30 protein-coding genes are annotated in these 26,856 nt (G+C 59.1%); 7 read left to right on the top strand and 23 right to left on the bottom strand.

The window, feature by feature from the left end; translation table 11 throughout:
- Positions 1-22 precede the first annotated feature (22 nt).
- From O9Z63_RS00385 to O9Z63_RS00400, 4 genes are all read right to left on the bottom strand, one after another.
- Positions 23-1,291 carry an NADH-quinone oxidoreductase subunit D gene (locus O9Z63_RS00385; protein ID WP_044000930.1) on the bottom strand — a complete coding sequence of 423 codons (1,269 nt, stop codon included), beginning with the start codon at positions 1,289-1,291 and terminating at the stop codon, positions 23-25.
- A 95-nt stretch (positions 1,292-1,386) separates the two neighbouring features.
- Positions 1,387-1,950: an NADH-quinone oxidoreductase subunit C gene (locus tag O9Z63_RS00390; RefSeq protein WP_270127263.1), complete on the bottom strand. Its 564-nt coding sequence runs from the start codon at positions 1,948-1,950 to the stop codon at positions 1,387-1,389.
- 89 nt (positions 1,951-2,039) lie between these two features.
- Complete coding sequence (locus tag O9Z63_RS00395) at positions 2,040-2,594, bottom strand: NADH-quinone oxidoreductase subunit B (protein WP_044000931.1); 555 nt, start codon at positions 2,592-2,594, stop codon at positions 2,040-2,042.
- Between the two features lie 81 nt (positions 2,595-2,675).
- Positions 2,676-3,068, bottom strand: coding sequence for an NADH-quinone oxidoreductase subunit A (locus O9Z63_RS00400; protein WP_044000932.1), 393 nt, complete (start codon positions 3,066-3,068; stop codon positions 2,676-2,678).
- Between the two features lie 131 nt (positions 3,069-3,199).
- Here O9Z63_RS00400 and O9Z63_RS00405 point away from each other — a divergent pair, with 131 nt between their 5' ends.
- On the top strand, positions 3,200-3,823 hold the full coding sequence (locus tag O9Z63_RS00405) for a Uma2 family endonuclease (RefSeq protein ID WP_270127264.1): 624 nt from the start codon (positions 3,200-3,202) through the stop codon (positions 3,821-3,823).
- Positions 3,824-3,830: 7 nt separating this feature from the next.
- On the top strand, positions 3,831-4,373 hold the full coding sequence (locus O9Z63_RS00410; RefSeq protein WP_270127265.1) for a hypothetical protein: 543 nt from the start codon (positions 3,831-3,833) through the stop codon (positions 4,371-4,373).
- A 57-nt stretch (positions 4,374-4,430) separates the two neighbouring features.
- Here O9Z63_RS00410 and pruA read toward each other — a convergent pair whose 3' ends face one another.
- The 7 genes from pruA to O9Z63_RS00445 form a co-directional block, all read right to left on the bottom strand.
- Positions 4,431-6,095, bottom strand: coding sequence for an L-glutamate gamma-semialdehyde dehydrogenase (gene pruA / locus O9Z63_RS00415; RefSeq protein ID WP_270127266.1), 1,665 nt, complete (start codon positions 6,093-6,095; stop codon positions 4,431-4,433).
- Between the two features lie 60 nt (positions 6,096-6,155).
- Positions 6,156-6,533 carry a hypothetical protein gene (locus tag O9Z63_RS00420; protein WP_270127267.1) on the bottom strand — a complete coding sequence of 126 codons (378 nt, stop codon included), beginning with the start codon at positions 6,531-6,533 and terminating at the stop codon, positions 6,156-6,158.
- A 15-nt stretch (positions 6,534-6,548) separates the two neighbouring features.
- Positions 6,549-6,902 (bottom strand): hypothetical protein, encoded by a 354-nt coding sequence (locus O9Z63_RS00425; protein ID WP_270127268.1) that lies wholly within the window; start codon positions 6,900-6,902, stop codon positions 6,549-6,551.
- 20 nt (positions 6,903-6,922) lie between these two features.
- Positions 6,923-7,471, bottom strand: a complete 549-nt coding sequence (locus tag O9Z63_RS00430; RefSeq protein ID WP_270127269.1) for a hypothetical protein — start codon at positions 7,469-7,471, stop codon at positions 6,923-6,925.
- 104 nt (positions 7,472-7,575) lie between these two features.
- Positions 7,576-8,268, bottom strand: a complete 693-nt coding sequence (locus O9Z63_RS00435; protein ID WP_270127270.1) for a YjjG family noncanonical pyrimidine nucleotidase — start codon at positions 8,266-8,268, stop codon at positions 7,576-7,578.
- 153 nt (positions 8,269-8,421) lie between these two features.
- Positions 8,422-8,748, bottom strand: coding sequence for a (2Fe-2S) ferredoxin domain-containing protein (locus O9Z63_RS00440; RefSeq protein ID WP_270127271.1), 327 nt, complete (start codon positions 8,746-8,748; stop codon positions 8,422-8,424).
- 72 nt (positions 8,749-8,820) lie between these two features.
- Complete coding sequence (locus tag O9Z63_RS00445) at positions 8,821-9,210, bottom strand: ArsR/SmtB family transcription factor (RefSeq protein ID WP_270127273.1); 390 nt, start codon at positions 9,208-9,210, stop codon at positions 8,821-8,823.
- Positions 9,211-9,321: 111 nt separating this feature from the next.
- Between O9Z63_RS00445 and O9Z63_RS00450 the strand changes: the two genes are divergently transcribed.
- Both O9Z63_RS00450 and O9Z63_RS00455 read left to right on the top strand, forming a co-directional pair.
- Positions 9,322-10,008: a carboxypeptidase-like regulatory domain-containing protein gene (locus tag O9Z63_RS00450; protein ID WP_270127274.1), complete on the top strand. Its 687-nt coding sequence runs from the start codon at positions 9,322-9,324 to the stop codon at positions 10,006-10,008.
- A 229-nt stretch (positions 10,009-10,237) separates the two neighbouring features.
- Positions 10,238-11,620, top strand: a complete 1,383-nt coding sequence (locus tag O9Z63_RS00455; protein WP_270127275.1) for an NAD(P)/FAD-dependent oxidoreductase — start codon at positions 10,238-10,240, stop codon at positions 11,618-11,620.
- 113 nt (positions 11,621-11,733) lie between these two features.
- On the opposite strand, the gene O9Z63_RS00460 is transcribed toward O9Z63_RS00455, so the two are convergent.
- From O9Z63_RS00460 to O9Z63_RS00475, 4 genes are all read right to left on the bottom strand, one after another.
- The gene (locus O9Z63_RS00460; protein ID WP_270127276.1) at positions 11,734-12,381 is read right to left on the bottom strand and encodes a beta/alpha barrel domain-containing protein; all 648 of its coding nucleotides are present in this window, start codon (positions 12,379-12,381) and stop codon (positions 11,734-11,736) included.
- Positions 12,382-12,548: 167 nt separating this feature from the next.
- Positions 12,549-12,923, bottom strand: a complete 375-nt coding sequence (locus O9Z63_RS00465) for a PH domain-containing protein (protein ID WP_270127277.1) — start codon at positions 12,921-12,923, stop codon at positions 12,549-12,551.
- 111 nt (positions 12,924-13,034) lie between these two features.
- Positions 13,035-15,395 carry a M1 family metallopeptidase gene (locus O9Z63_RS00470; protein WP_270127278.1) on the bottom strand — a complete coding sequence of 787 codons (2,361 nt, stop codon included), beginning with the start codon at positions 15,393-15,395 and terminating at the stop codon, positions 13,035-13,037.
- Between the two features lie 177 nt (positions 15,396-15,572).
- Positions 15,573-16,175 (bottom strand): HupE/UreJ family protein, encoded by a 603-nt coding sequence (locus O9Z63_RS00475; protein ID WP_270127279.1) that lies wholly within the window; start codon positions 16,173-16,175, stop codon positions 15,573-15,575.
- 556 nt (positions 16,176-16,731) lie between these two features.
- On the opposite strand from O9Z63_RS00475, the gene O9Z63_RS00480 reads away from it, so the two are divergent.
- The 3 genes from O9Z63_RS00480 (at position 16,732) to O9Z63_RS00490 (ending at position 18,327) form a co-directional block, all read left to right on the top strand.
- Entirely contained in the window at positions 16,732-17,223 is a 492-nt protein-coding gene (locus O9Z63_RS00480; protein ID WP_270127280.1) for a hypothetical protein, read from the top strand.
- A gap of 4 nt (positions 17,224-17,227) precedes the next feature.
- A complete protein-coding gene (locus O9Z63_RS00485) occupies positions 17,228-17,818 on the top strand; it encodes a hypothetical protein (RefSeq protein WP_270127281.1) in 591 nt (196 codons plus the stop codon).
- 128 nt (positions 17,819-17,946) lie between these two features.
- The gene (locus tag O9Z63_RS00490; RefSeq protein WP_270127282.1) at positions 17,947-18,327 is read left to right on the top strand and encodes a hypothetical protein; all 381 of its coding nucleotides are present in this window, start codon (positions 17,947-17,949) and stop codon (positions 18,325-18,327) included.
- A 97-nt stretch (positions 18,328-18,424) separates the two neighbouring features.
- On the opposite strand, the gene clpB is transcribed toward O9Z63_RS00490, so the two are convergent.
- The 8 genes from clpB to O9Z63_RS00530 all read right to left on the bottom strand — a co-directional run bounded on the left by clpB (position 18,425) and on the right by O9Z63_RS00530 (position 26,828).
- Positions 18,425-21,043 carry an ATP-dependent chaperone ClpB gene (clpB, locus tag O9Z63_RS00495; RefSeq protein ID WP_270127283.1) on the bottom strand — a complete coding sequence of 873 codons (2,619 nt, stop codon included), beginning with the start codon at positions 21,041-21,043 and terminating at the stop codon, positions 18,425-18,427.
- 229 nt (positions 21,044-21,272) lie between these two features.
- Positions 21,273-21,869, bottom strand: coding sequence for a Cap15 family cyclic dinucleotide receptor domain-containing protein (locus tag O9Z63_RS00500; protein ID WP_270127284.1), 597 nt, complete (start codon positions 21,867-21,869; stop codon positions 21,273-21,275).
- A complete protein-coding gene (locus O9Z63_RS00505; protein WP_270127285.1) occupies positions 21,862-22,761 on the bottom strand; it encodes a nucleotidyltransferase domain-containing protein in 900 nt (299 codons plus the stop codon). The genes O9Z63_RS00500 and O9Z63_RS00505 overlap by 8 nt, the downstream gene beginning before the upstream one ends.
- Positions 22,762-22,865: 104 nt before the next feature.
- Positions 22,866-23,528: a hypothetical protein gene (locus O9Z63_RS00510; RefSeq protein ID WP_270127286.1), complete on the bottom strand. Its 663-nt coding sequence runs from the start codon at positions 23,526-23,528 to the stop codon at positions 22,866-22,868.
- Between the two features lie 478 nt (positions 23,529-24,006).
- Positions 24,007-24,567 carry a hypothetical protein gene (locus O9Z63_RS00515; RefSeq protein ID WP_270127287.1) on the bottom strand — a complete coding sequence of 187 codons (561 nt, stop codon included), beginning with the start codon at positions 24,565-24,567 and terminating at the stop codon, positions 24,007-24,009.
- Positions 24,568-24,760: 193 nt separating this feature from the next.
- The gene (locus O9Z63_RS00520; protein ID WP_270127289.1) at positions 24,761-25,162 is read right to left on the bottom strand and encodes an NUDIX hydrolase; all 402 of its coding nucleotides are present in this window, start codon (positions 25,160-25,162) and stop codon (positions 24,761-24,763) included.
- A 36-nt stretch (positions 25,163-25,198) separates the two neighbouring features.
- A complete protein-coding gene (locus tag O9Z63_RS00525; RefSeq protein WP_270127291.1) occupies positions 25,199-26,146 on the bottom strand; it encodes a 1-phosphofructokinase family hexose kinase in 948 nt (315 codons plus the stop codon).
- Between the two features lie 88 nt (positions 26,147-26,234).
- A complete protein-coding gene (locus O9Z63_RS00530; RefSeq protein ID WP_270127293.1) occupies positions 26,235-26,828 on the bottom strand; it encodes a hypothetical protein in 594 nt (197 codons plus the stop codon).
- Between the last annotated feature and the right edge of the window lie 28 nt (positions 26,829-26,856).

A 26,856-nucleotide genomic window follows, 5' to 3' on the forward strand; every position in this document is an offset into this window, starting at 1 on the left:
ATCAGTTGTATTCAGCAAAAAACTACGCGTCGAGCTCCCCGGCAATTACGTTCATCGACGACAGCGTCACGATGGCGTCGGAGAGGGTCTGGCCCACCACCATTTCGGTGTAGGCCTGGTAGTAGATGAAGCAGGGCCGGCGGAAGTGCAGGCGGTAGGGCGTGCGGCCGCCGTCGGACACGAGGTAGAAGCCCAACTCGCCGTTGCCGCCTTCCACCGAGTGGTAAACCTCGCCCACGGGAGCGTCAATCTCGCCCATCACAATCTTGAAGTGATAGATGAGGGCTTCCATGTTCTGGTACACGGCCTGCTTGGGCGGCAGGTAGAAGTGCGGCGCATCGGCGTGGTAGGGGCCTGCGGGCAGATTTTCCAGCGCCTGCGTGATGATGCGCAGGCTCTGCCAGATTTCCTCGTTGCGCACCATAAACCGGTCGTAGGTGTCGCCCTTGGTGCCCACCGGAATTTCAAACTCGAAGTCCTGGTAGCTGGAGTAGGGGTTCATCACCCGCACGTCGTAATCGACGCCGGCGGCGCGCAGGTTGGGGCCGGTGAAGCCGTAGTTGAGGGCGCGCTCGGCCGAAATGCCGCCCACGTCCACCACGCGGTCCATGAAGATGCGGTTGCGGTTGAACATCTTCTCGAACTCCGCCATCACGGCCGGGAAGGTCTTCAGCCAGGCGCGCAGCTTGGCAATGGCCACGTCGGAGAAGTCGCGCTCCATGCCGCCTACACGGCCCATGTTGGTGGTGAGGCGGGCGCCGCTTACTTCTTCGTAAATCTCGTACACCTTCTCCCGCTCATCCATGAGGTAGAGGAAGCCGGTGAAAGCGCCCGTATCCACGCCCAGAATGCCGTTGCAGATCAGGTGGTCGGTGATGCGGGCCAGTTCCATCAGGATAACCCGAATGTACTGGGCGCGCTTCGGAACTTCCACGCCGAGCAGCTTTTCCACCGTCATGTGCCAGCCCATGTTGTTGATGGGCGACGAACAGTAGTTCATGCGGTCCGTCAGGGGCGTAATCTGGTAGAAGGGCCGGCGCTCGGCAATCTTCTCGAAGGCGCGGTGGATGTAGCCGATAGTGGGCACACCCGCCACAATCCGCTCGCCGTCCATCTGCAGAATGTTCTGGAAGATGCCGTGGGTAGCGGGGTGCGTGGGGCCCAGGTTCAGCGTGGTGAGCTCCTGGTTGAAGTCGTTGACGGTCGGGGCCAGCGGGTTCAGCCGCGGCTCCTGCTCCCGGGCCGACTCAATGATTTTATGGGTGCCTTCCAGCGTGTCGTTTACTGCCATCTGGTTTGGTGCTTAGTGCTCAGTGCTTCGTGCTTAGTAATCAGGTCTGATTTTGTTGCCTATGCACCAAGCACAAGGCACTAAGCACTAAAAAACTATCGTCCGAAGAACAGGTCGGTTTTGTCTTCGCGGGTGCCGTCTTCCAGGGCGTATTCCTTGCGCATCGGGTGGTAGTCCATGTCCTCCACGTTGAGGATGCGCATGAGGTTGGGGTGGCCGGGGAAGATGATGCCGTAGAAATCGAAGGCCTCGCGCTCCATCCAGTTGGCGGTGGCGTAGAGGTCGGTCAGGGTCGGGGCAACCGGGTCGGCAATCGGGAAGAAGATCTTCAGCCGCAACCGGATGTTCTGGGTGAGGCTGTGCAGGTGGTACACCATGCCGAGTTCCTGACCGGGCCGGTCGGGGAAATGCATGCCGCACATCGTGGTCAGGAAGTTGAGCTGCAACTCCTCGTCCTTCTGCAGGCTTTCAATGATGTCGTGAATCCGCTCCCGGGTGGTGGTGGCGGTCAGCAGGCCGTAGGGCTCCTCCACATCGGTGAAGGCGTCGGCCCCGAACAGGCGGTGCAGCAGAGCCAGCAGCTGCGCGTTTTTCTGCGCGGCCGGGTCCTGGGCGGCAGCCTGTTCCTGAGCCGGGATGGATTCGTTCTGGTCAGCCATTTCTGAGTACTTAGTATTGAGTATTTGGTATTGAGTATTGAGCTGCCGACTATGAAAAGTCTAGCTACTCAATACCCAATACTTACTACTTACTTGATGTTGTACGACGCCAGCAGGGCCTGATACTCGGGCGAGTTGCGGCGGCGGAAGGATTCGTTTTTGGCCAGGTCCTGAATGCGCATCAGGCCGTCGAGCACCTGCTCGGGGCGGGGTGGGCAGCCGGGCACGTACACGTCCACCGGAATGATCCGGTCGATGCCCTGGAGCACGGAGTAGGTGTCAAAGATACCGCCCGAGGAGGCGCAGGCACCCATGGCCAGCACCCAGCGGGGCTCGGCCATCTGCTCGTACACCTGCTTCACGATGGGCGCCATCTTCTTGGCGATGGTGCCCATCACCATCAGCAGGTCGGCCTGCCGGGGCGAGAAGCTGGGACGCTCCGAGCCGAAGCGGGAGATGTCGTAGCGGGAGCCCATGGTGGCCATGAACTCGATGCCGCAGCAGGAGGTGGCGAAGGGCAGCGGCCAGAGTGAGTTGGCGCGGGCAATGCCCACCACTTTCTCCAGGGAGGTAGCAAAGAAGCCGGCGCCTTCGAGGCCGTCGGGCGCGTCTACCGTTTTGATTTCAGGAACTCGGGTATCCATGAGAGCAAGTCAGATTTGGGAAGCGGCGACGCTTCAGAAAGGCAACATCCGGCCGGGGCCAAAGGTTGCCGCCACCAGGGCTTAACGGGCTTCGTTCCAGCGTAGAACGCCTTTTTTGATAACGTAGGCGAAGCCAGCCATCAGCAAAGCCAGGAATACAATCATCTCGTAGAAGCCGGTGGTGCCCAGCTGGCGGAAGTTCACGGCCCAGGGGTACATGAAGATGACTTCCACGTCGAAGAGCACGAACAGGATAGCCGTGAGGAAGTATTTCACCGAAATCGGGGTGCGGGCGTTGCCCACCGACTCGATGCCGCACTCGAAGGCTTCATCCTTCACCACGCTCTTGCGGCGCGGGCCCAGCAGGTGAGACGTAATCATGGCGAAGGCCACGAAGGCCACGGCCAGCACAAACTGCACCACGATGGGCAGGAAATCCTGGGGCTGATATTGGGTCGGAACGGCGAGAAGCATAGGCTGCGACAAATAAACGCCGCGTAGAAACGGCATGGGAGGCAAAGGTAGGACCTAGCCGGTTGGGAACAAAGGTGAAATAGGAGGGTAGGGGAAAGGCGTATATTCACTCTATCCGCTAGATTCAGACGATGAAACCATTCTACGAGTCATTTGTGCCTGGGCAGCTGTATTCGGTACCCGAGTTCTTGGCGTTGGGACAGCAGGGCGAAGACCGGCACGAATTCTACGACGGGCAGGTCTGGCCTTTTCCGGCTGATACGCTGCGGCACAACCTGCTGGTGCAGAACTGCTCACTTCCTCTGTTTGTACAACGTAAACAATTTGGCCTCGACGTATTCAGTACCGGCATGATGCTGGAAGTGCTACCCGGTCGCTACTACACTTATCCCGACGTAATGCTATTAGATACCGCGCCGTATTCTGGCCAAGAATGCGTGTTGCAAAACCCACTGGTACTTATCGAAGTGCTGGACCCGCTGTGGGCAGAGTGTGACCAGGCATGGAAGTGCGCCCACTACCGCCACCTCGACTCGCTCCAACAGTATGTCCTGGTTTCACAAACGCAGCAGTTCGTGGAATCCTACCGGCGCACAGCGGCGGGAGAGTGGCGCTACGAGGCGTCTATAAAACCGGATGATATGTTGGTTATTGCTGATACTGGCTTGCAGTTGACGTTGCGGGAAATCTACGATGAGGTGGCAGTGCCGCTGTTGCAGCCGCAGCTTCCGGATATTCGCGAAACAATAAAATAACAGCCTAATGAGCGACCATAGCATTGCAATTGTACCACAGGTATCCAGTTACCCTAACAGAGTGGCGAAGGCAAAGGAACTGCTAAACTGGCTGGTTGAAGATGATATAGTTAAGCCTACGCTTACATCCTGTGTTTTAGGATTTGATGGGGGTTACGCAATATCAGGGGGTGCTGAGAAAGTAATTGGGTCGGCCAATAGACATACTTTTAGTTTAGATGTAAATGGACTTGAGATTATCACTGAAAGACACATCTTCGATACTGGTGGTAATGGAATAGAAGAAATTTACTGTCCGGCCTGTCAACAAAATCTGGCAGAAGAGGACTTGGGTTTTCTTGAGAACTGGTATGAGGGCAATCTAAATGACGTAGCTTGTCCAGTTTGCGACACTACGAATAGCATCCATCAGTTTCGGTTTACGCCTCAGTGGGGCTTCAGTGACTTGGGCTTCAAATTCTGGAACTGGCCTGACTTAACCGACGATTTTGTAAGCAAGTTTCAACAGAAGTTGGGTGTCAATGTCTCTGTCATTTATCAACGTATATGAATGCAAAAGGCCGCCCCGGTTTCACGGAGCGGCCTTTTGCATTCAAAACCAATCGGCCTACAGGCCCTTGTCCCGGTTCAGATCCTCCTTGGGCTCGGAGCCCAGGAAGGGGTAGCGGTAGTCTGTCACGGGCACGAAGGTTTCCTTGATGGCGCGCGGCGACACCCAACGCAGCAGGTTCAGCATGGAGCCGGCCTTGTCGTTGGTGCCGGAGGCGCGGGCGCCGCCGAAGGGCTGCTGGCCGACTACGGCGCCGGTGGGCTTGTCATTGATATAGAAGTTGCCGGCCGCGTGCACCAGCTTCTTCGAGGCGTGGTCGATGGCGTAGCGGTCCTGGGAGAAGATGGCGCCAGTGAGGGCGTAGGGCGAGGTCGTGTCTACCAGCTCCAGCACTTCTTCGAACTTGTCGGCGTCGTAGATGTGCACCGTTACCACGGGGCCGAACAGCTCCTCGCACATGGTCACGTACTTGGGGTCTTTGGTTACGATGACGGTGGGCTCGATGAAGTAGCCCTTCGACTTGTCGTAGCCGCCGCCGGCCACGATTTCGGCGTTGGCATCGGCCTTGGCGCCGTCGATGTACTTGGCCAGCTTATCGAAGGATTTCTCGTCGATAACGGCGTTGATGAAGTTGGAGAAGTCCTCCACGTCGCCCATCCGGAACGAGGCCAGGTCTTCCTTCACGTAGCCCAGGATTTCGTCGGCCAGGTTCGAGGGCAGGTACACCCGCGAGGCGGCCGAGCACTTCTGGCCCTGGTACTCAAACGCGCCCCGGCTGATGCCGACGGCCACGGCCTTAGCGTGGGCCGAGGGGTGGGCCAGGATGAAGTCCTTACCGCCGGTTTCACCCACGATGCGCGGGTAGCTCTTGTAGGAGGCAATGTTCTGGCCGATGGTCTTCCAGATGTTCTGGAACACGCCGGTGGAGCCGGTGAAGTGGATGCCGGCAAAGTCACGGTGCTTGAAGATGACCTCGCCAGCGGTGGGGCCGTCCACGTACACCAGGTTGATAACGCCGTCGGGCACGCCGGCTTCCTTAAACAGCTCCATCAGCACCTGGGCCGAGTAGATCTGGGTGTTGGCGGGCTTCCACACCACCACGTTGCCCATCATGGCCACCGAGGCGGGCAGGTTAGCGGCAATGGAGGTGAAGTTGAAAGGCGTGAGGGCAAACACGAAGCCTTCCAGCGGGCGGTGCTCCAGGCGGTTCCACATACCGGGCAGGCTCTCGGGCTGCTGCTGGTATATCTGCTGCATGAAGTGCACGTTGAACCGAAAAAAGTCGATCAGCTCACAGGCCGCGTCGATTTCGGCCTGAAAGGCGTTCTTGCTCTGGCCCAGCATGGTGGCCGCGTTGATGCGCGCCCGGTAGGGGCCGGCCAGCAGGTCGGCGGCTTTCAGGAAGATAGCGGCGCGGTGCTCCCAAGGCATTTCGGCCCACAGCGGGCGGGCGGCCAGAGCCGCGTCGATGGCCTGCGCTACGTGCGAGGCGTCGCCTTCGTGGAACTGGCCCAGCACGTGCTGGTGGTCGTGGGGCGGGGTAATATTCTGCTTCTTGCCGGTGCGGATTTCCTGGCCGCCGATGTGCATCGGAATGTCGCGCTGCTGCTGCTTGAGCTCCTTGAGGGTCTTGAGCAACTCAATACGCTCCGGCGAGTTGGGTGCGTAGCCCTTCACGGGCTCGTTGATCGGGGGCGGGACGTTGAAAAAGCCGTTGGCCATAATGAAGTGCTGGTTTGGCGTGATGGGTGGTGGGGAAGAGCAAAGGTAGAAAGCCCGGTCTTATTCGCGGTGGTACTGGCGCACGGAGTCCTGCTGTAGCTGCATCCAGTTGCTGTTATCGGTAACTACCCAATGGCCAGTCATCTTCTTTAGCTCATCGAGCTTTTTTCGACGGCGGTTTATCAGGTAGGCGGCGGGTAGCTGGGGTGCTGAAGGAGTGTATTGCAGCACGATGGTGTCGCCCATCAGCCGGAACTGGCCTTCTGCCTCAGCAGCGGGCAAGGATAAATGAAAGCCACCGTCTTTATATAGGTCCAAAGCCCAGATTCCGGCGAAGTTGTCAGAATAACCCGCTAAGATCCTTGGACGAACCGGAGTTGGCCAAAGCAGATAGGTGAGCAGAAAAAAAACACCGAGGAATAAGAGCTTTTTTCTCATACTCGAATAATAGCGTCAAAGTAATGGATGCTCAACGTGCCAGGGTGCATTAAAGGCAGTCGGGGCTACTCCGAGTTGCTGTAGTATATCATACAACTGCGCCTCGTCATTGGCATAGTAGGCCGCACTGCTCACGATGGCGAAATCCTCGTCTCCAGCTTCCGCATACTTCGCTAGAAGTGCCGTGTCAAACTCATTATCCGTGATGTAATAAAGGTGTGGCGGATGCGCGATTATACTACAAGTATTGATATTGGAATGAATGGCTACCCAACGTCTGAAGCCTGGCGCGGAAGAGGATGCTTCAGCAGCAATAGGTTGCCGAAGCATCTCAATACGATTCCAGACTTTGATTGGAATGCGTTCCATTACCAAAGTGTGTAATAAGCCTACAGACGCTGCAGCAGCGCCCGCACCTGCCATTCCAGGTCGGCAACGGAGCCCGTGTTGTGCAGGGTGAAGTCGAAATGGGTGTAGTGGTCGAGGGCGGTTTCGGAGGGGTGGTCGTCGTCGCGGGTGCCGTCGCCGCGCTGGTGGAGCGGGTCGCCTTCCACGCGCACCATCAAGCCGCCGCGGCTGCGGATGAGGTCGGCTTCATTGGGAAAGCGCACGTCCGGAATCAGGGTGTGCTGCTCGGCCGGTAGCTGCGAGAAAAACGCCTGCACCCAGATATCGGGCTCCCAGAGGCGCAGTGCTAATCCGACCTGCTGGAGCATCTCGCCGCGGGTGCGGCCGAAGGCAGGCAGCTTCTCGGCCTTTCCTTGCTGGGAGAAATACGGGGCCGTGCCCTCGCCGGCCAGTGCCGCACACACGGCTTTGATGGGCTCGCCCACCGAGCGGATATGCCAGCGCTGCTGGGGTTGCAACTGCTGCATGAGGCGGGCCACCGTGTCTTTACCACTGCCGCGCCGCCCCGAAAAACCGATTAGTCGTGTCATCGGGGGCAAAGGTATACTGCCTGTCATTCCGACGCAGGAGGAATCTGGGTGAAGGTATTGAGACAAGCTCACTCAGATTCCTCCTGCGTCGGAATGACAGGTGGCTACAGAATCTCCTTCAGCTCGCTCAGGGAGCTGATTTCGTAGGTAATCTGGTTGAAGTGGCGGCGTTTGGCGGGATTGAAGTACACCTGGTCGAGGCCGGCGTTGTAGGCTCCTAGCACGTCGCACTCCAGGTTGTCGCCAATCATGAGGCTTTCTGCGGCGTTAGCACCGGCGCGCTCCAGCGCGTGCTCGAAAATGCGGGTATCGGGCTTGAGGTGGCCGCAGCACTCCGACGTCACGATTTCCTCGAAATACTCTGTGAGCTGGGACGCATCGAGCTTGAGGTACTGGATGTCGCGGAAGCCATTGGTGATGAGGTGCAGGCGGTAGCCTTTGTCGCGCAGGTAATCCAGCACCTCGTAGGTGTACGGAAACACGGCCTTTTTCAGGGGCAGCAGGTCGGTGAACTGCTCCGAGATGCCCGCCGGCGAGTCTTCCTCCCGCAGCCCCAGTTGCACGAAGGTGCGCGGGAAGCGGGTGGCGCGCAACTGCTGCTGGTTGATTTTGCCGCCCTGGTACAGCCGCCACAGGCCGTGGTTGATATCAGAATACTCCTTAATAAACTTCTCCACCGACACCCCGTGCCGGCCGATGTTGTGCTCAGCGAACAGGTGGCGCAGGGTTTCATCGGCGTTGGTTTCAAAGTCCCACAGCGTATGGTCGAGGTCGAAGAAGAGGTGACGGTATTTCACTGGTGATGCGTAAGGAAGGTGATGAGGTGAATAGGGGAGGGGAGAACGTCATGCAGAGGCGCAGCCGAAGCATCTCGTTCGGATAGTAAGCAATAGCACCACAACGTCAGCGCGCGAGATGCTTCGCTCCGCTCTGCATGACGTTTAGGGAAATCAGTCGACCTGCAGCCGTTCCACAATCCGGCCTTCGCCCAGGTGCTCGTGCACGATGTCGGCGGCGTCTTTGGGACGGACGTTTCCGTACACGGTGCCTTCGGGGTGGATGATAAGGGCGGCGCCGGGGCCTTTCTTGCACTGCTTGCAGAGGTCGAGACAGTTGCAGGTTTGCACCCGCACTTTGCGCTTCTCGCCGCCGCTGAGCAGCTTTTTCAGGCCCTGCTTCTTGAGTTCGGATTTCAGGGCTTTCACGACATCCTTGCCCACCTCATCCTTCTGGGCAGTGCAAACAAACAGGCGGGTAACGGGCGCAACAGATTTCACTGGCAACAAATAGAAACGAAAAGATACCTCCCGAAAGTCCCGGGAAAAAATCAGCGTAAATATCTGCGCCACTCAGTGATTCCCGGTCCAGCGGCGGTTTTGCAGCTTATACGCGGCCAGCTCCCGGTTCGACCAGAGCGTCTGGTAAATCTTCTGGTCGTGTTGCAGCTGCTGGTCGCGCTCCATGTAGCCGAGTAGCTGCTGCACGAAGTCCAGGCCTTCATCTTTCAGATAATAGAATACCCAGTTGTCGAGGCGGCGGAAGCTGACCAGGCCGGCATTTTTGAGGAACGCTAATTGCCGGGAGGTTTTGGTCTGGGTGAAGTCCAGCACCTGTTCCAGGTCGGAGATGCACATTTCCTGGTTGCGCCAGAGCAGATGCAGAATTCGCACGCGGCTTTCGTCGCCGAAAGCTTTGAATAGTTGCTGGCCGAATGCAACGCTGAAGTGTTTGAGGCGCATCTTTAGACGAAGAAGTAGCAAAAGTGAACCGGAACCGGCCGGCGCGAATTTACCTCAAACCCGGTAGCGGCCCCCAAAAGTGCCGTATACTTGTAGTCTGTAATACCCTGTATGTCTGTAGTAGTTCGATTTTCTTTGCGGCTGGCCGCCTGTGTGCTGGTAATGCTGGCCTGCTGGCTGCTGCCGACTGCCGCCCGGGCCCAGGGCCAGCAGCGCGTGGTGCAGTTCACGGGCATCGTGGCCACCGGCGACTCGCTGCTGGGTGTGCCCGGCGCCACCGTGTTTGTGCCCAAAGCCGGCCGTGGCACCGCCACCAACGCCTACGGCTACTTCTCGCTGCCCGTGCTGGCCGGCGACAGCATTATCATCCGCAGCCTGGGCTACCGCAACCAGTACGTGGTGATTCCGCCCGACTACCCGCGCCAGAGCTACTCCGTGATTGTGCAGCTGCGCGAAGACGTGACCGTGCTGCCGGAGGTACGCATCTTCCCTTACGCCACCGAAAAGGCCTTCAAGGAAGCCTTCCTGGCCTTGCGCCTGCCCAAGGAGCGGGGTTCCAGCTCCGCCGAAAACCTCAACCAGGACATTCTGCGCCGCATCTTCAACAACGCCCCCGTCACGAGCATGGGCAACTACCGCCAGACCATGCAGATGCAGCAGCTGGAGCAACAGCGCCGCATGGGCATGGGCCCTTCGCAGTATTCCAACAACCCACTGCTCAATCCTTTCAGCTGGCTGCAGCTGATAAAGCAGGTGAAAGACGGTGAGTTCAAGAAGAAGGAAGGCGTCGATTACTAAGTTGGATGGAAAGCCCGTCCTGCCGAGCGGAGCGAATCACTTAGCCAGTCTAACTTCCCAAGCAAACACAAAGCCCCTGACGTCCGCACGGACGTCAGGGGCTTTGTGCTTCGTCAGGGCATAATGCTTTGGCTAGGTTGAATGCCGGGTGCTGCTCGCCACGACAGTGCCTGCTTCAACCCTATGACCCAATATTCAGTACAGCCACTGTTTGACCTTCGACTTTGCTATGGATACCAACCTGCCGCGTACTTCCCAACCTCGTATCGTGATTATCGGCTGCGGCTTTGCCGGGCTGCGGCTGGTCAAGGACCTGGCCGACGCGCCCGTGCAGGTGGTAGTCATTGACCGTAACAACTACCACAACTTCCAGCCCCTGCTCTACCAGGTAGCAACCGGGGCGCTGGAGGCCGACAGCATTGCCTACCCCATCCGCAAGATTTTCGCGGGTCAGCAGAACTTCTTCTACCGCATGGCCGACGTGCAGCGCGTAGACCCGGCCACCAACACGCTCACCACCAACATCGGCGACATCCGCTACGACCACTTGGTGGTGGCCACCGGCTCGCTCACCAATTTCTTCGGTCTCACCAGCATCGAGCAGAATGCCATGCAGATCAAGAGCGTGCCCAATGCCCTGAACCTGCGCAGCTACCTGTTTCAGAACTTCGAGAAGGCCATTCTCACCGAAGACCCCGCCCGCCGACAGGCCCTCATGAACGTGGTGGTGGTGGGCGGCGGCCCCACCGGCGTAGAAATCTGTGGCTCCCTGGCCGAGATGCGCAAGGACGTGCTGCCCAAGGACTACCCTGAACTCGACCTCAAGCAGATGGAAATCTACCTCGTGGAATCGGGCGGGGAGGTGCTGGGGCCGATGAGCAAGGACTCGCAGGTGCAGGCCAAGGGCTATCTGGAGGAAATGGGCATCCACGTGCGCCTCAACACCCAGGCCAAGCACTTCGAGGACGGCAAACTATACTACTCCGACACCGAATTTATCCGCACCGAAAACCTGATCTGGGCCGCCGGCGTGAACGGGGCGGCGCTGGAAGGTCTGCCCGAAGCCGCTGTAGCCCGCAACAAGCGTGTGAACGTGGACACGGTGAACCGCGTGCTGGGCTTCCAGAACGTGTACGCCATCGGCGACGTGGCCAACCTGGTGACGGAAGAAATGCCGCGCGGCTACCCGATGCTGGCGCCCGTGGCTATTCAGCAGGCCGAGCAGCTGGCCGACAACTTCAAACGGCTGCTGCGCGGCGAAACCCTCAAGCCGTTCAAGTACACCAACAAGGGCAGCATGGCCATTGTGGGCCGCAACCGCGCCGTGGTAGACCTGCCCGGCGACAAACACTTCGGCGGCTTCTTCGGGTGGCTCACCTGGCTATTTGTGCACCTGATGACGCTGGTGGGCTTCCGCAACAAAGTCGTGACGCTGGTGGGCTGGGCCATCAGCTACTTCAGTTCCGACAAGGCCCTGCGCCTCATCATCCGCCCCTACAAGCGCAACGACTTCAAAGCCGACAAAGGCCTGGCCACCGCCATCCACAACGCCGCCACGCCCCAATACAACCCCTCCGTACCCGCCCCCAACGCCCCGGTAGTGGGCGGCTAAAGAAAACGCAACGCAAAAATCCGTTTCGCGCCGAGCGAAGCGAGTAACCAGGTCTGCGCCAGTTGGCACCGTTCCGGCTACTTGCTTCACTCGTCGCGAAACGGATTTTTGCGTTACGCTGGCTGCAGCACCGCCAGCAGCTCCCGCACCTGGGCCGTGAGGCGGGCGGGCTCGTCGGTGTCGAGCAGGCGGGCATCGAGGCCGACGCAGGTGGCGCCGGCGGTTTTCCACTCCGTGAGGCTTTCGACGGTTGGCTGGATGCCGCCCGTGACCATGATAGGCACCTGGGGCAGCGGGCCGCGCAGAATGCCGAGGTAGGCGGGCGTGAGGTAAGCCGAGGGGAACAGCTTTACCAAGGTAGCGCCCAGGCGGTGGGCCTCATACACCTCGTTCAGCGTCTGGGCGCCTGGCAGCCAAGCCAGGTTGTAGCTGCGGCACACGGCGGCCACATCGGGGCTGCACACGGGCTGGATGATGAAGTCGGCGCCGGCCTCAATGAAGCGGCCGGCTTCCTCGGCCGTGAAGATGGTGCCCGCGCCCAGTAGCAGATCCGGGAAATCGGTTTCCACGAAACGCTGCAGCCGCTCGAAAATTTCCGGCGCCTGGGGGCCGCGGTTGGTGAACTCAAACAGCCGTACGCCGGCCGCGTGGCAGGCCGCCAGCACCCGCCGGGCGTAGTCTTCCTGAGCGTGGTAGAACACCGGAATCAGCGGGTGCTGGCGGGCTTGCGTGAGGGCGTGGGCGGCGGTAAAGCGGGGCATTTATGGTGGAATAATGGGTTGGTGGAGTGACGGATTGTCATCCTGAGCTTGCGAAGGATCTTGTTACGGTAGAACGGCCCGTTGGTACGGTAATCGTTCAGGTACAAGAAGGTCCTTCGCAGGCTCAGCATGACAATCCGCCACTCCACCAACTCATTATCCACCAGCTAAATGGCAAACTCGCTCAGCGCGCGGTAGACGTCATACACGTTTTTGTCGCCGCGGAAGGTTTTGCTGATGGGCTCGGTCTGGCCGCGCACCCAAATTTTTAGTTCGGCGTCGAGGTCGAAGTGGCCGGTGGTTTCCATCGAGAACCGCTCGATGCTGCGGTAGGGTAGGCTCAGGTACTCGCGCTTCTTGCCCGTTACGCCCTGCTTGTCTACCATGATCAGGCGCTTGGTGGTCAACACCATCAGGTCGCGCAGCACGGCGTAGGAGTTGCGCACGGTTTCGCCGGGCGAGAGCAGCTGGCTCAGCTCCAACTGAATTTCCTGGGCATCAGTTTCAGAAGCATTGCCCAGCAGGCCGTCGAGAAGTCCCATGAGAGTAGTGAAAAGTTGGAGTGGAAGATGGCGGTAAGCTAAAGAAAAGAGCCGGACTACGCTGTAGGCCGGCTCTTTTGCTATGTTCCTGAATAGGAAGAATGCGGAGGCTTAGTTGGTGCCGCCCGTGCTGCTGCCAGCGGGCTTCTGCTCCATCTTCTGCATTGAAGTCTGCTGCTGCTGCATGGGGTTGGGCTGCGTGCGCTGCTGCTGCTCAAACAGCTCGAAGCGGGAAGGAGCTGCCTGTTGCGGCCAGGCGTTGTTGCTCAGGTCGATGTCGGCGGTTTCCAGATTGGGGTCCAGCACAAAGCTCACCACGGGCTTTTCGGTGATGAACACCTTGGTTACCTCGGCGTTGTTTTTGCGCCAGATTTCGGCCGGAATCGTCATCTTTTCCTGTTTGCCGTCCTGGTAGGTCATCTGCACGATAACAGGCATCGTGAGGCCGCCCAGGTTCTTGAGGCTCACTTCGTAGAAGTTCAGGCCGGCGTTCAGGCGCTGCTGCTGCTCGGCACTCAGGCCTTTCACCATTTGCTGGTAGCGCTGCTTGTCGGCGTCGGTGGTGGCCAGCGGGTCGTAGGTGTTGTAGAAGTCCTTCAGCTCGGGCTTCTCGTCCACGAGGGTGCGCTTGATGTCCTGCAGGTTGCGCTGCTGCGACAGAGTTTGGGGCGCTTTGTTGATCATCTCACGCTTGCGCGCGTTTTCGATTTCCGGGTTCTTGGAGTCCACCGAGTACCACTTCACGCCCGTAATGGCCAGGTCGGAGGCGTCGGTGGTGTAGAACCAGCCGCGCCAGAACCAGTCGAGGTCGGTGCCGGAGGCGTCTTCCATGGTGCGGAAGAAGTCAGCGGGCGTGGGGTGCTTGTAGGCCCAGCGGCGGGCGTACTCCTTGAAGGCGTAGTCGAACAGCTCGCGGCCCAGAATGGTCTCGCGCAGGATGTTAAGGCCGGTAGCGGGCTTGGCGTAGGCGTTCGGCCCAAACTGCAGCACCGACTCCGAGTTGGTCATAATCGGGGTCTGCAGGTTTTTGCCGGTGCGCATGTAGTCCACAATGTTCTTGGGCTCGCCGCGGCGCGACGGGTAGTTCCGCTCCCATTCCTGCTCCGTGAGGTACTGCGTGAACGTGTTCAGGCCCTCGTCCATCCAGCTCCACTGGCGCTCATCCGAGTTAATGATCATCGGGAAGAAGTTGTGGCCCACCTCGTGAATAATCACCGAAATCATCCCGTATTTCCGGTCGGCCGAGTAGGTGCCGTCCTTCTCGGGGCGGCCGCCGTTGAAGCACAGCATCGGGTACTCCATGCCGCCCACCGGGCCGTGCACCGAAATAGCCACCGGATATTCGTAGTCGATGGTGTACTTGGAGTAGGTTTTGATGGTGTGCGCCACCACTTCTGTCGAGTACTTGCCCCACAGCGGGTTACCCTCCTTGGGGTAGTAGCTCATGCACATCACCGGCTTGCCTTTCTGCATGATGCCCATGGCATCCCAGATGAACTTGCGCGAGCTGGCCCAGGCAAAGTCGCGCACGTCCTTGGCGGCGTAGGTCCAGGTTTTGGTGCCTTTGGCGCGGCCGGTTTCGGCCTTTTCGGCTTCCTGCTGGCTCACGATGAGCACCGGCGTCTTGGCCGTTTTGGCTTTCTCGAGGCGCTGGCGCTGGGCGCTGGTCAGCACTTCGTTGGGGTTCTGCAGCACGCCGGTAGCGCCCACCACGTGGTCGGCGGGGGCGGTGATGCTCACGCGGTAGTCGCCGAAGGGCAGGGCGAATTCGCCGTTGCCGAGGAACTGCTTGTGCTGCCAGCCCTGGTTATCGGAGTACACAGCCATGCGTGGGTAGAACTGCGCAATTTCGTAGAGGTAGTTTTTGTCCTCGGCGAAATACTCGTAGCCGCTGCGCTGGTTGATTTTCAGCTGGTCGTTGATGTTGTAGCTCCACGAAATGCTGAACGTGACGGCCTGCTTAGGCCGCAGCGGCGTGGGCAGGTCCACGCGCATCATGGTGTGGTTGATGACGTAGGGCAGCGCCTTGCCGCCCTTCATCTTCACCTCCGAAATCTTGAACCCGCCCTCAAACTCGCTGCGCTGCAGATACTCCATCGCCTGGAACGGCATCCGGTCCTGGATCTGGCCCACCTGCGTGGCCGTGGTGATGGAGTTTTTGTCGAGGATGTTCTGGTCGAGCTGCACCCAGAGGTAGGTCAGCACGTCGGGCGAGAGGTTGGTGTAGGTGATGTCCTCGGAGCCCGTAATGGCCTGCTTCTCATCATCCAGCTTCACGCGGATATTGTAGTCGGCGCGCTGCTGCCAATAGTCGGTGCCGGGGGCGCCGGAGGCGGTGCGGTAGGAGTTGGGTGTGGGCAGCAGCGTTTCGAGCTGCGCAAATTTGTCGGTGCCCGAGTTGGTGTTTTGGGCCAGGGCCGGTGCTGCCAGCAGCAAGGCAAGCCCCGCCACCGGCAGGAAAGGTTTCAGCATAGTAGTCAAGCGCGGAAAAAGCAGAAAGCGAAGAAGGTAAATTTAGGCAAAATCAACGGCAGATTCGGCAAGGACGCCGCGGGCGGGCCAGTGTTGCACAAGGCGGCGTGGTGGGCTTGTGGATTGATGGATTGGTAATGCATAACCCACCACTCCACCAACCTGCCAGCCCACCACTCAACCCACCAATAGCACCAGCGCAATACCCATGGCCGCCCCACTGACCACCAGCAGCCAGTCGCGGCGCTGCACCCCAAAGCCGCGCAGCAGCAGCAGCCCCAGCAGCAAAATCAGGCTTACAATCAGCAGCTGGCCCAGCTCCACGCCCACATTGAAGGCCAGCAGCTCCAGCACCGGCCGGCTCTGTTGGCCCAGCAGCTCGCGCAGGTAGCTGGAAAAGCCCAGGCCATGAATCAGGCCGAATACCAGAGCCAGCAGGTTGGGCAGGGCCAGCACGGCGGGCTCGGGCCGGCTCACGCGGGCTAGGCGCGACTCGGTGCGGCCGGCTCGCGCCAGGTTCACGGCGCAGGTCAGCAGAATGGTTATCGGAATCAGCTTTTCCACCAGGCCGGAGCTGAAGCTCACGATCTGCAGCGTGGCCAGCGCCAGCGTAAGCGAATGGCCCAGCGTGAAGCTGGTAACCAACGCCAGCAGACGCCGCCAGTCGGCCAGCACGTAGGGGGCGCACAGCGCCAGCAGGAACACGAGGTGGTCGTAAGCCCGCAGGTTGAAAATGTGGAAGAAGCCGAGCTGAAGGTAGGTCTGAAACAGAGACGCCATGCCGCAAAGCTACACGAGTAGCTGAATATGGGCTATTTGCAACGACAGGCAAACAGGCCACCGCCGCTACAGCCCAATGGCAGAGTAGCAACGCTGGCCTGTAGGTAAGCGTGGTTGGGAAAAGGAATCAGGAAGCGAGGCAGGCGAAACAGCTTGGTCGGACACCTCCATCCCCGGCAGCGGGGGAATCCGGCAATGGAGGTGTCAGACAACGGGCAGGGGAAACCCAGAATTTATCTTAATTGTAATGTATTTAATAATTATTTGTAAATATATAAGAATTAATCGAGCGTGCAATACCTGCGCGCCGAAATTTTATCAGTTGGATTCACACGCCGTCAACCGGCCCCAATAACCGCGCTGGCGCAGGCACCAGCACGCCCTGCGGCAACTTCCCGACGGCGCGGCTACGCCTTTCTCCGGGCCGCTTGTGCAACGCCGGGGCCAGGGAGGCAGGAGTTTAGGGTGGGGCAGTAGTTTCTCAGGCAAAGTAGGATTTCAGTGCGGGCCGAATGGTATATTGCGGCATAGATTCGGTTTTATCACCTCTGCATTTATGTTATTTCGAGTATTGTGCATCAGCGCTCTGCTGCTGCCCTGCCTAGCGAAGGCCCAGGCCCCCATCAACCTGCCTTCCGAAACCTTCAAGCAGCAGCTGCGCAACCAGTACCTGCGCAACGACACCGCTCAGGCCATCATCAGCCTGTACAGCAAGCGCCAGGCGGGCGGCGTGAGCTGGATGGTGGGCGGCGCGCTGGCCGGGCTGCGGCTGGCTACCAGCGGCGGCCGCGAAGTAGCAAGCGGCCCCGGCTACACAGTTTCCCAGGAGGCACCTTCGGCCGGCGTGGTGCTGCTGGCGACGCTGCCGTTTGTGGGCTATGGCTTGGGCAAGCTGCTGCACTACGGCAACACCAACCTGGCTGCCCAACTCACGGCCTACGGGGCCGGGCAGCCGCTGCCGCGCAGCCTGCGCCGCAAGCTCAAGCCGCGCTTCTTCAGCACGCCCATCATTCAGTACACGCCGGTACCCGTCGCGCCGGCCAAGTAACGCTATGCGCGCTTTTCTACTCCTGTTGCTGCTGCTGGCTGGTGTGGCCGGTTATGCCCAGCAAGCACCCGCCGCACTATCCGGCGTTGCGCCCGTTGCTACCGCGCCTGCCGCCGCCACCCCTGCCGACTCCGGCGCGGTGCTGCTGTTCAACGGCTGGTACCTGCCCCGCTACGCCCCCAAAGCCACCGAGGCCGACACCACCGGGGCGCTGCTGAGCTTGTTCCGGAAACGCCGTTACGCCGGCTGGCTCTACACGCTGCCCTTCATTGCGGGCATGACGCTGGCCCTGCCCATTTCCTCCACCGACCGCTACGGCCAGACCACCGTGGCCGACGAAGCCATTTCGCCACCGCTGGGCGTGGCCCTGCTGGCGGGTACGGTGGTGGGCTTCATCACCCACGCCAGCAAGTTCAACAAAGCCCACTTGGTAGCCGTGGACAAAGCCTACGCGGCCGGCCAGCCCATTCCGGCCAAATACCGCAGCCAGCTCAACGCCAGCCATTTTCAGGAAGCCGCCTATCTGCGCGAGGCCTTGCGCCAGCAAATGGAGCGTGAGCAACTGCAGCGTCAGGCTGCGGAAGCTACTAACTAACGCTGGGGCAGCTCTGGTCTTCACTTCGCATAACCAAGAACCTGTTTGTGCGGCGTCAGGAGCGCTCCAGTATCGAAACAAAAAGCCGCGCCGATAAAGAATTAATTCTCCTATTTACCCTTTTCTACATGATTGCATACTTATTTCGAACCTGCGCTTTCACTGGCTTATTAGCACTCAGCGCTTTTTCATCGTTTGCCCAAACTACTCAACCAGTAGATTCATCTAAAGCCGTACAACGCTTATTTGACAAACGGCGCACCGGCAGCACCATTCTGGCATTGCCAGGTGGTTACTTTTTTGGCTACGGCGCCGTGGCTACTGCCCGAGGAATTGACGGCGCCCCAACTACGCTGGGATTAGGTGTAGTACTGTCGGCCGTTGCCATTGCGAAAAACGCGCGGTTTAGCAAAGCAAAGGAAGAAGCCATCCTGAGTGCTTATCAACAAGGCAAGCCTATTCCGAAGAATATCCTACGTCGTCTTAAGAAGAAACACTTTAACGCCTAGCCTTAACACACAAAAAGCCCCGCCGGCATAGTGCCGGCGGGGCTTTTTTATGACCGTCAGGCTCCCCTCTCCCTGAGGAGAGGGGCCAGGGGGGAGGTTACCCCACCGCCGGCATCTCCACGTTGTTGAAGCGGATGCCGCCGTCTTCCAGTACGGCTTCCACCACCGCGTCCTTGCTCACGCGGCCCGAGAGAATGTCTTTCGAAAGCTCGTTGAGCACCAGGCGCTGGATGACGCGCTTGAGCGGCCGGGCCCCGAAGGTGGGGTCGAAGCCCTGCTCACCGAGGAAGTCCAGCACTTCGTCGGAGGCGGCCAGGCGGATGCCGGCCTCTTCCAGGCGCTGCTGAATCTGGCGGAACTGGATGTCCACGATCTTGCGGATTTCCTTGCGCTTGAGCGGCTGGAACATCACGATTTCGTCGATGCGGTTCAGGAACTCGGGGCGCATGTGCTGCTTGAGGCGGTCCACCACTTCCTCGCGGGTGCGGTCCACCACTTCGTCGTGGTTGTACTCGTTCAGCTCCTTGAAATTCTGCTGAATGATGTCGGCCCCCGTGTTCGAGGTCATGATGATGATGGTGTTCTTGAAGTTCGCCACCCGGCCCTTGTTGTCGGTGAGGCGGCCGTCGTCGAGCACCTGCAGCAGGATGTTGAACACGTCGGGGTGGGCTTTTTCGATTTCATCGAGCAGCACCACCGAGTAGGGCTTGCGGCGCACGGCCTCGGTCAGCTGGCCGCCTTCGTCGTAGCCCACGTAGCCGGGAGGCGCCCCAATCAGGCGCGACACGGCGTGGCGCTCCTGAAACTCGCTCATATCGATGCGCACCATGGCGTTTTCATCGTTGAACAGGTACTCGGCCAGGGCCTTGGCCAGCTCGGTTTTGCCCACACCGGTCGTGCCCAGGAAAATAAACGAGCCGATGGGCCGTTTGGGGTCCTGCAGCCCGGCCCGGGAGCGGCGCACGGCGTCGGAAATGGCCGCAATGGCTTCCGATTGGCCGGCCACGCGCTTGCCTAGCTCGGCCTCCAGGTTCAGCAGTTTTTCGCGGTCCGACTGCAGCATCTTGCTCACCGGAATGCCGGTCCATTTGGCCACCACGTCGGCAATGTCCTCCTGGGTCACCACCTCCTGCAGCATCGAGCCGCCTTCCTTGCCTTTGTCGGCTTCGGCCAGGGCCTGCAGCTCCTTCAGCTTGGCTTCGGCTTCCTGAATTTTGCCGTAGCGCAGCTCGGCCACGCGGCCGTAGTCGCCCTGGCGCTCGGCCTGGTCGGCTTCCAGCTTGTAGCGCTCAATGTTCTCCTTTTCGGTCTGGATGCTGGTGAGGGCCGATTTCTCGTTTTCCCACTGGGCCTTCAGGTCGTCGCGGCGGGCCGAGAGGTCGGCAATGTCCTTGTTGAGCACGGCTTCCCGGTCGTGGTTTTCCTCGCGGCGGATGGCCTCGCGCTCAATTTCCAGCTGCATGATGCGACGCTGCACCTCGTCCAGCTCTACGGGCATGGAGTTCAGCTCGATGCGCAGCTTGGCGGCGGCCTCGTCCATCAGGTCGATGGCCTTATCGGGCAGAAACCGGTCGGTGATGTAGCGCGAACTAAGCTCTACGGCGGCAATAACGGCGTCGTCGGTGATGCGCACGCCGTGGTGCAGCTCGTACTTCTCTTTGATGCCGCGCATGATGCTGATGGCGTCCTCCACGGTGGGCTCGTCTACCATCACGGCCTGGAAGCGGCGCTCCAGGGCCTTGTCCTTCTCAATGTACTTCTGGTACTCCTTGAGCGTGGTGGCCCCGATGGCGTGCAGCTCGCCGCGGGCCAAAGCCGGCTTCAGCAGGTTGGCCGCGTCCATGGCGCCCTCGCCGCCCGCGCCGGCCCCGATGAGCGTGTGCATCTCGTCAATGAACAGGATAATCTGCCCATCCGAGTCGGTTACTTCCTTGATGACGGCCTTGAGGCGCTCCTCAAACTCGCCCTTGTACTTGGCCCCGGCAATGAGCAGACCCATGTCGAGGCTCATAATCACCTTGTCGCGCAGGTTTTCGGGCACGTCGCCGGCCACGATGCGCTGGGCCAGGCCCTCCACAATGGCGGTTTTGCCCACGCCCGGCTCGCCTAGCAGCACGGGGTTGTTCTTGGTGCGCCGGCTCAGAATCTGGAGCACCCGGCGGATTTCCTCGTCGCGGCCAATCACCGGGTCCATCTTGCCGGTGCGCACCTGCTCGTTGAGGTTGCGGGCGTAGCGGTTGAGGCTTTGGTACTGGTCCTCGGCCGACTGCGACGTGACCTTGCGGCCCCCGCGCAGCTCCAGAATGGCCGCTTTCAGGTCTTTCTCGTTGAAGCCGGCGTCCTTCATCAGGGTCGCCACGGCATCCTTACCACTGAGCAGCCCCAGCAGCAGGTGCTCCACCGACACGTATTCGTCCTGAAACTCCTTGAGGTAGCCGGTGGCGCGCTGCAGAGCGGCGGCGGTTTCGTTGGCGAGGTAGGGCGAGCCGCCGCTCACCTTGGGGTAGGCGGCCACCAGGGCATCGAGGCGGGGCGTGAGAATGTTGAGGTTGGCCCCCAGCTTCTTGGCCACAAACGACAGCACGTTCTCGTCGCTCTGGAACAGGCCCTTCAGCAGATGGCCGGTTTCAATGGCTTGCTGCTGGTTGGCGCCGGCAATTTCGGTGGCCTTCTGTACGGCCTCCTGCGCCTTGATGGTATAGTTATTAAAGTTCATGGTTGGCTTTCGTCGTAGGGTGAGACTTCGCAGTGGAAGGTTCTACGAGGAAGCTAGCAAACGGGGTGCGAGGATGGTTTTGCTGACTTTTTGGCTGAATTTTAAGAGTTTATAGTATGATTTATGTGCTATTTTGACAGTAATTTAAGAGTTTATAGGATACAAGAACGACGAAAGGATCTAGTTCTCACTAGATCCTTTCGTCGTTCTTGCCTATATAAATAAATTATTAGGTGGAAACTTTTGTTAAAATTAGATCACCAATTGTCTTTCTATCAGTCCAATACTGGCCTTCCAATATAGATTCATCTTCATTTATTCTAAGTATAACTGAGCCATAATGTATAGGACTCTTGGCTTTAACAGAGGCTTTAGGCTCGCTTCGGTAAGAGTACCATAGGTTTTTATATCCTCGTTCTAAGTCTATGTCAAGTGAAGATGCAGCACTATTACTTTTCATTTCTTTAGTCTCAATTTTTACATTAATATGAAACAATGACTGAGTAATAGTTGCTTTTGCATCTATTGGATCTGGAGTCTCTCCATTATCGTCTTGCCAACTTGATATGAGTTGACCTTCCCAAGTTCCTGACAAGTCAGGAACTTGTATTAGCCATCCTTTAAATATTTTCCATTTCCACATATACTTGATGAATAGTCCCCAGAATAATACATTAATTGATACGACAGAAGATATTTGGCCGAAATCTGAAACATCAAGCTGGCCTAATTTAAAACCATGATGATACCATATTAGTGCAAACCAGGTCGCAAGGGCTAGGCCAATAATTGCGAAGCCGAATGTTCTTAAGTCGTGTTTAATCATTTTTTGTGAATTCTGCGTATTCCCAAGCTGATTCTGCAAACTTTACTCCATCCTGAGCTGTCCACTTAGAATGTCCTCTGAATAGATATAGAAGTTCACTTACTTCTCCCCATTCAGAATACTTGCTTTCGTCAGTAAGGTTGGCGTGTAAAAACTGAAGTGATGCCCGAACTGCGTCGTAGTAGGTCGAATGATTTATAAGAGTTTCATTTGGTACATTCCATGCCAAACACTCAATGAAAAATGATGGCAACCTTTTATAACCAGAAACACCATCCATTTCTATATTTAGTGTTTTAAGTATTCTGGCGATCCTCTTGTATTGATGGCCTGTTGCTACATTCTTTGTTGTGCCATTTTCTATGTGATGCAGTGGAAAGTTGATTATTTTATCTCCCAATGTTGATCGAAATTCAACACCTGAATAGTAGCCGCCATTTTCTCTATACCGTCTGTGTTCATAGCATATTACGACGTCGGCATGAATGCGATAGGAATTTTCTATAACTACGACTGCCTTCTTTCCCACTTCAACGTTTTTCTCGCCAAACTTCGCTACCAATGCATTAATCACTTCTTGCTTGTAATCTGCATATTTGGGGCCTACTGCATCAGTTAGGCCGAATGTTTCATTGGATGAATTTGGAGGTAAGTGCGTAAAAAATACATCCATCAATCTTACACAAATGTCTATGTCACTTTCTGTTCTAACATTAGTATTATTTCTATAAGAACCTTGTAAGAATATTTCTATGTTTCTTTTTGCTAATTCCGTGTCGGCTTTTAATGCCTCCTTTACCATCCTTTCTGCATTGGCGCACCTTTTTTCCTCTGTTTCTGAAAGTGGTTGCCGCCATTGGTTAAGGCGGTTCTCCCATTCTGACTTGTTCATCGTGTTATATAGAAAAATGAGTTTACGGATTTGGCAACTTGGGACACAACAAAGCGCAAGAGGCACTTCGTTGCGCTCCGTTGCACTCAGAATGACAGGGATAGTTACCCCAGCTTCTCCAGCGTCTGGTCGTTGTCGCCTGTGCGCTTGCCGGGGCGGTCAATGATGAGGCGGGCGGCCTGGATGCGCTGGTAGAACTCGGGGGCGGAGCGGGCATACTTGCGCAGGCTGCGGTCGAGGCGGTCTTCGAGCAGGGTGGCCAATTGGGAGAACTTGTCTTTGATGGCGAGGCGGGCGGCTTTGGCTTCGCTGATTTGCTGGCGCGGGTCGTTTTTGCTGGTGCTGAAGGCGGCGAGGGTGTCGCGCAGCTCGGCGAGGCGCTCGGGGCTGACGCCGTAGTCGAGCAGGTGCTGGGCGGCGTCGGTGAGGGCGTTGGCGCGCAGGTTGAGGAGGGTGCCGTAGCTGTGGTTGGCCGAGGCCTGGAGGCCGGGGTCTTGCTGGGCGGTGGCGTAGGCGTACAGGTCGCCGGCTATTTCGCTGGCGCTGGTGGCCAGCTGCTCGCGGCGGTCGGTTTTGGCGGCGGTTTTGCCTTTGCTGGCGCGCTGGGTTTGCTGGCGCAGGGGGCCGAGGTCGTCGGTGAGCTGCTGGAGCTCGGCGAGGGTGTTTTGGAGGGCTTTGTCCTGCTGATAGGGGGTGGGGTCTTGCCGGAGGGCGAGCAGGGTGTTTTGGGCGGCGGTGAGCCGGTTGTCTTGTTTGGCGGTAAGCATTAGTAGTAGGGTATGAGGGTATGGGGGTAAGAGGGTATGATGGGGTAGAATAGGTGTGGGCGCGGGGATACTCAGCGTAAAGCTCAAGAATAGAAATATTCGGGAAGATTATAGGTATGCGGTGGGTAGAAAAGTGTGACCGGGCTTTGGACGACTAGGGCTATGCTTTGGACGGTTGGGGCCGGGCTTGGAAGAAGTGTGCCCACGCGTTGGACGAGTGCGGCCAGACTTTGGATGATGGGGGCTACGCTTTGGACGATTCGGGCCAGGCTTTGAGAACCTGTGACCGGGTTTTGGACAAGGAGGGCTGCGCTTTGGCGGAGTAAGGCCGGGCTGAGAGTGAGTGCGGCTATTGTTTGGTAGGGGCGCTGCTTTCGGGGGGAGGGTGCCGAGGCGTTTTGCGCTCAGTGTAGCCAACAGAAACGCCCCGAAACCAGCGTGGCTCCGGGGCGTTTCTGCTACGTTCAACCAGGCTTTTCTACGCCACCGGCCGGCCTTGCTCTTCACTGGCCCCCGCCGCCCGCCGAAACAGCAGCCCCGCCGCAACCCATAGGCCGGCAAAGACCGTGTTGAGTACAATCACCCACAGCACGCCCATCGTCAACTCCGGCTGCTTGATGAGCAGCGCCACGAACGGCACGGCGAACTGTGTAAGCGCGGCTCCGAACATGGCCTTGGCCATTCCTTGCGGCTGGAGTTTCGCTGCCACCGCTCCAATGAAGCCCACGGCCAGCACCACGCCGTAGAGCAGGTTCACGGGGTTGTCCTCGCTGCCGATGAAGCCCACGGCCAGGTTGCCCCACACCAGCAGCAGGGAAGCTGTTGCCGCTATTGCGGCAGCCAACTTATAGGCCATCGGGCGGCGCTGGCTGGCTACCAGCACGTACGTGAGGCCCGTACCAAACAACAGAGCACCGGCCACCACAAAATCCGAGAGAGTCCAGACGACTTCGCGGGTGAACTGCATGGCTACCAGCGGAATGGCGAGCAGGAGCATTGTGGTAAGTGTAATCCAGGTGAGGCTTTTGCGAAGGATCATGGTCAGGAGAGGTTTAGGTAGTACGGTTGTCAGGCGGCATTTGGGAACCATGGAATGACAAAGCTCTGCGAAGTATGCAAAAGAACTTTGTATTTCAAAGTGTAAGAACCAATAGTTGGCAGGATAGGGGTAAATAGCGTTGCAGAAGCGAATTATGAATCGGTTGGCCAACCACGGCCTTACCCTCGGCGGGCTACTCCGCCAACTCCCCGTTCTCGTGCAGCCAGTCGAAAATCAACTGGTCCACGGCCGACACCTGGGGGCGGTGGCGGTAGGTGAGCCAGACGATTTCCTCGATTTCGGTGGCGGGCTGTAGCTGGCCGGTATAGGTGGCGGCGTAGAGCGTCATCTGCACCAGTACCTCGGGCGCGTGGCCGTGGGCGGGGGCCGTGAACACGCCGCGCGGTTGCAGACTGGTCGCATCCAGCGTTACGGTCAGCTCCTCCCGGATTTCACGCAGCAGCGTATCGGCGTCGGTTTCGCCTGGCTCGCGCTTGCCGCCGGGCAGGTAGTACCGGTTTTTGCCCCGGCTGCGGGTGCTGAGGATGCGGCCATCGTGCAGGTGCAGCCAGGCAATCTTGTCGATGAGGGGCATGGGGCCTAAGGTAGGGCAGAACGAGGCGTGCAGCGGCTAGACGCGCTGCGGCAGGCGCTGCAGCAGGCCCTGGTAGAGGCGGTCCACGTCGGGCTTGCGGAACAGCTCGGTGCCGGGGTTCATGGTGGCGGCCGAGCCGCAGGCCACGCCCAGGCGGGCCGTTTCGGGCAGGCTCAGGCCGGTGCTGAGGCCGTATACCAGGCCCGCCACCATACTGTCGCCGGCGCCCACGGTGCTGCGCTTTTTCACGGCGGGAGCCGGCACGTGGTCCACGGCATCCTTGGTAACCACGCAGGCGCCCTGCGGCCCCAGCGACACCACCACGATATCGGCCTGGCCCTCGCGCACCAGCTGCTGGGCGGCGGCGGCTACGGCTTCGTCGTCGAGCTCTTCCACGCCGGTCATCTTGCTCAGCTCGCCCACGTTGGGCTTGATCAGGTACACGCCTTCCTGCAAAATGCGCTGCAAAGCCGGGCCGGAGGTATCGGCAATGATGCGGGTGCCGGCCTGCTTGGCCCAGCGGGCTATTTCGGCCAGAAACTCCGGCTCCACACCGGGCGGCAAGCTGCCGCTAATGACCAGGAACTCGGGGACCTCGGGCAAGTTCCGCAGGGCCGCCAGCACCTGCTGCTGCTCGGTGGCGGTCAGCTCGGTGCCGGGCATGCCGAAGCGATACTGCTGGCCACTGGAAGCATCTACCACGATGAAATTTTCGCGGGTGCGGCTGGCTGTTTCCACGGCCAGCTGCTGCACCTGCTCCTGCGCTAGCAGCTCCTGCAGCAGCTGGCCGGTGGGCCCGCCGGCCGGAAACACCGCCACCGAGTCGGCCCCCAGCCGGCGCAGCGCCCGGCTCACGTTGATGCCGCCGCCACCGGGCTCGAACTTGGGCGCGGCGCAGCGCAGCTTCTGGTCGGGGATGATGTGGTCGGCGGTGGTGCTCTTATCAACGGTCGGGTTCAGGGTCAGCGTGACGATGTGGGCCATGGGAGTAAGGTAGCTGCGGCTTGGGCAGAGATGCCGTAAAGGAAAAGTAAAGCTAAAGATGCGGGAAGCAGACCAGAGCAACGAGGCGCTAGCGCCCAGAGTCAGGCCCGCCGGCAGCCGCCAGCGGCTTCGGGGCCAGCTGCCGCAGGAGCACCAGCAGCATGTGGTAGATTTCCTGCAGCTGGGCGGGATTGGTGAGGGCCTGCTCTTTGGTGAAGGTCAGGAGCGTGCCGGCCTGCGGCGCGGCCGGGTCGGCGGTAAGGTCGAGGCGCAGCTCTTGGTACTGCAGCAGCGTCTGGCGCACTACGGGGTCGGAAAGGAGCAGGGCGCGGAGCTGGTCGGGGTGGTTGGTGCTGACGATGTAGGCCGCGTTCAACTCCGGGTCGCCCAACTCTACGTCCTGCAAGCCCAGCAGCTTGCCCAGCTCGTGCACCCAGTCCTGCTCGTGCAGCGCGAAGTGCAGCGCCGTCTGGCCCGGCACCACGGCCCGAAACGTGGTGGTTTCGTAGCCGCTCTCAAAGCCGCCACCTAGGTCGATATTCAGCTCCAGCTGCACCTGGTAGCCGTTCTGGTGCAGCGTGGCCGTGTATTCCAGCAGGTCGGGGGTGCGGGCCATGTCGGCGGCTACTTGCTGCCACAGGGCGGTTTCGGTGTCAGCGGAGAAGGTAGGGGCAGTGTCCATGGCAGCAGGCAGAGAAGGGGTGTGGTAG

This window comes from Hymenobacter yonginensis (assembly GCF_027625995.1).
GTDB classification, from domain to species: Bacteria; Bacteroidota; Bacteroidia; order Cytophagales; family Hymenobacteraceae; genus Hymenobacter; species Hymenobacter yonginensis.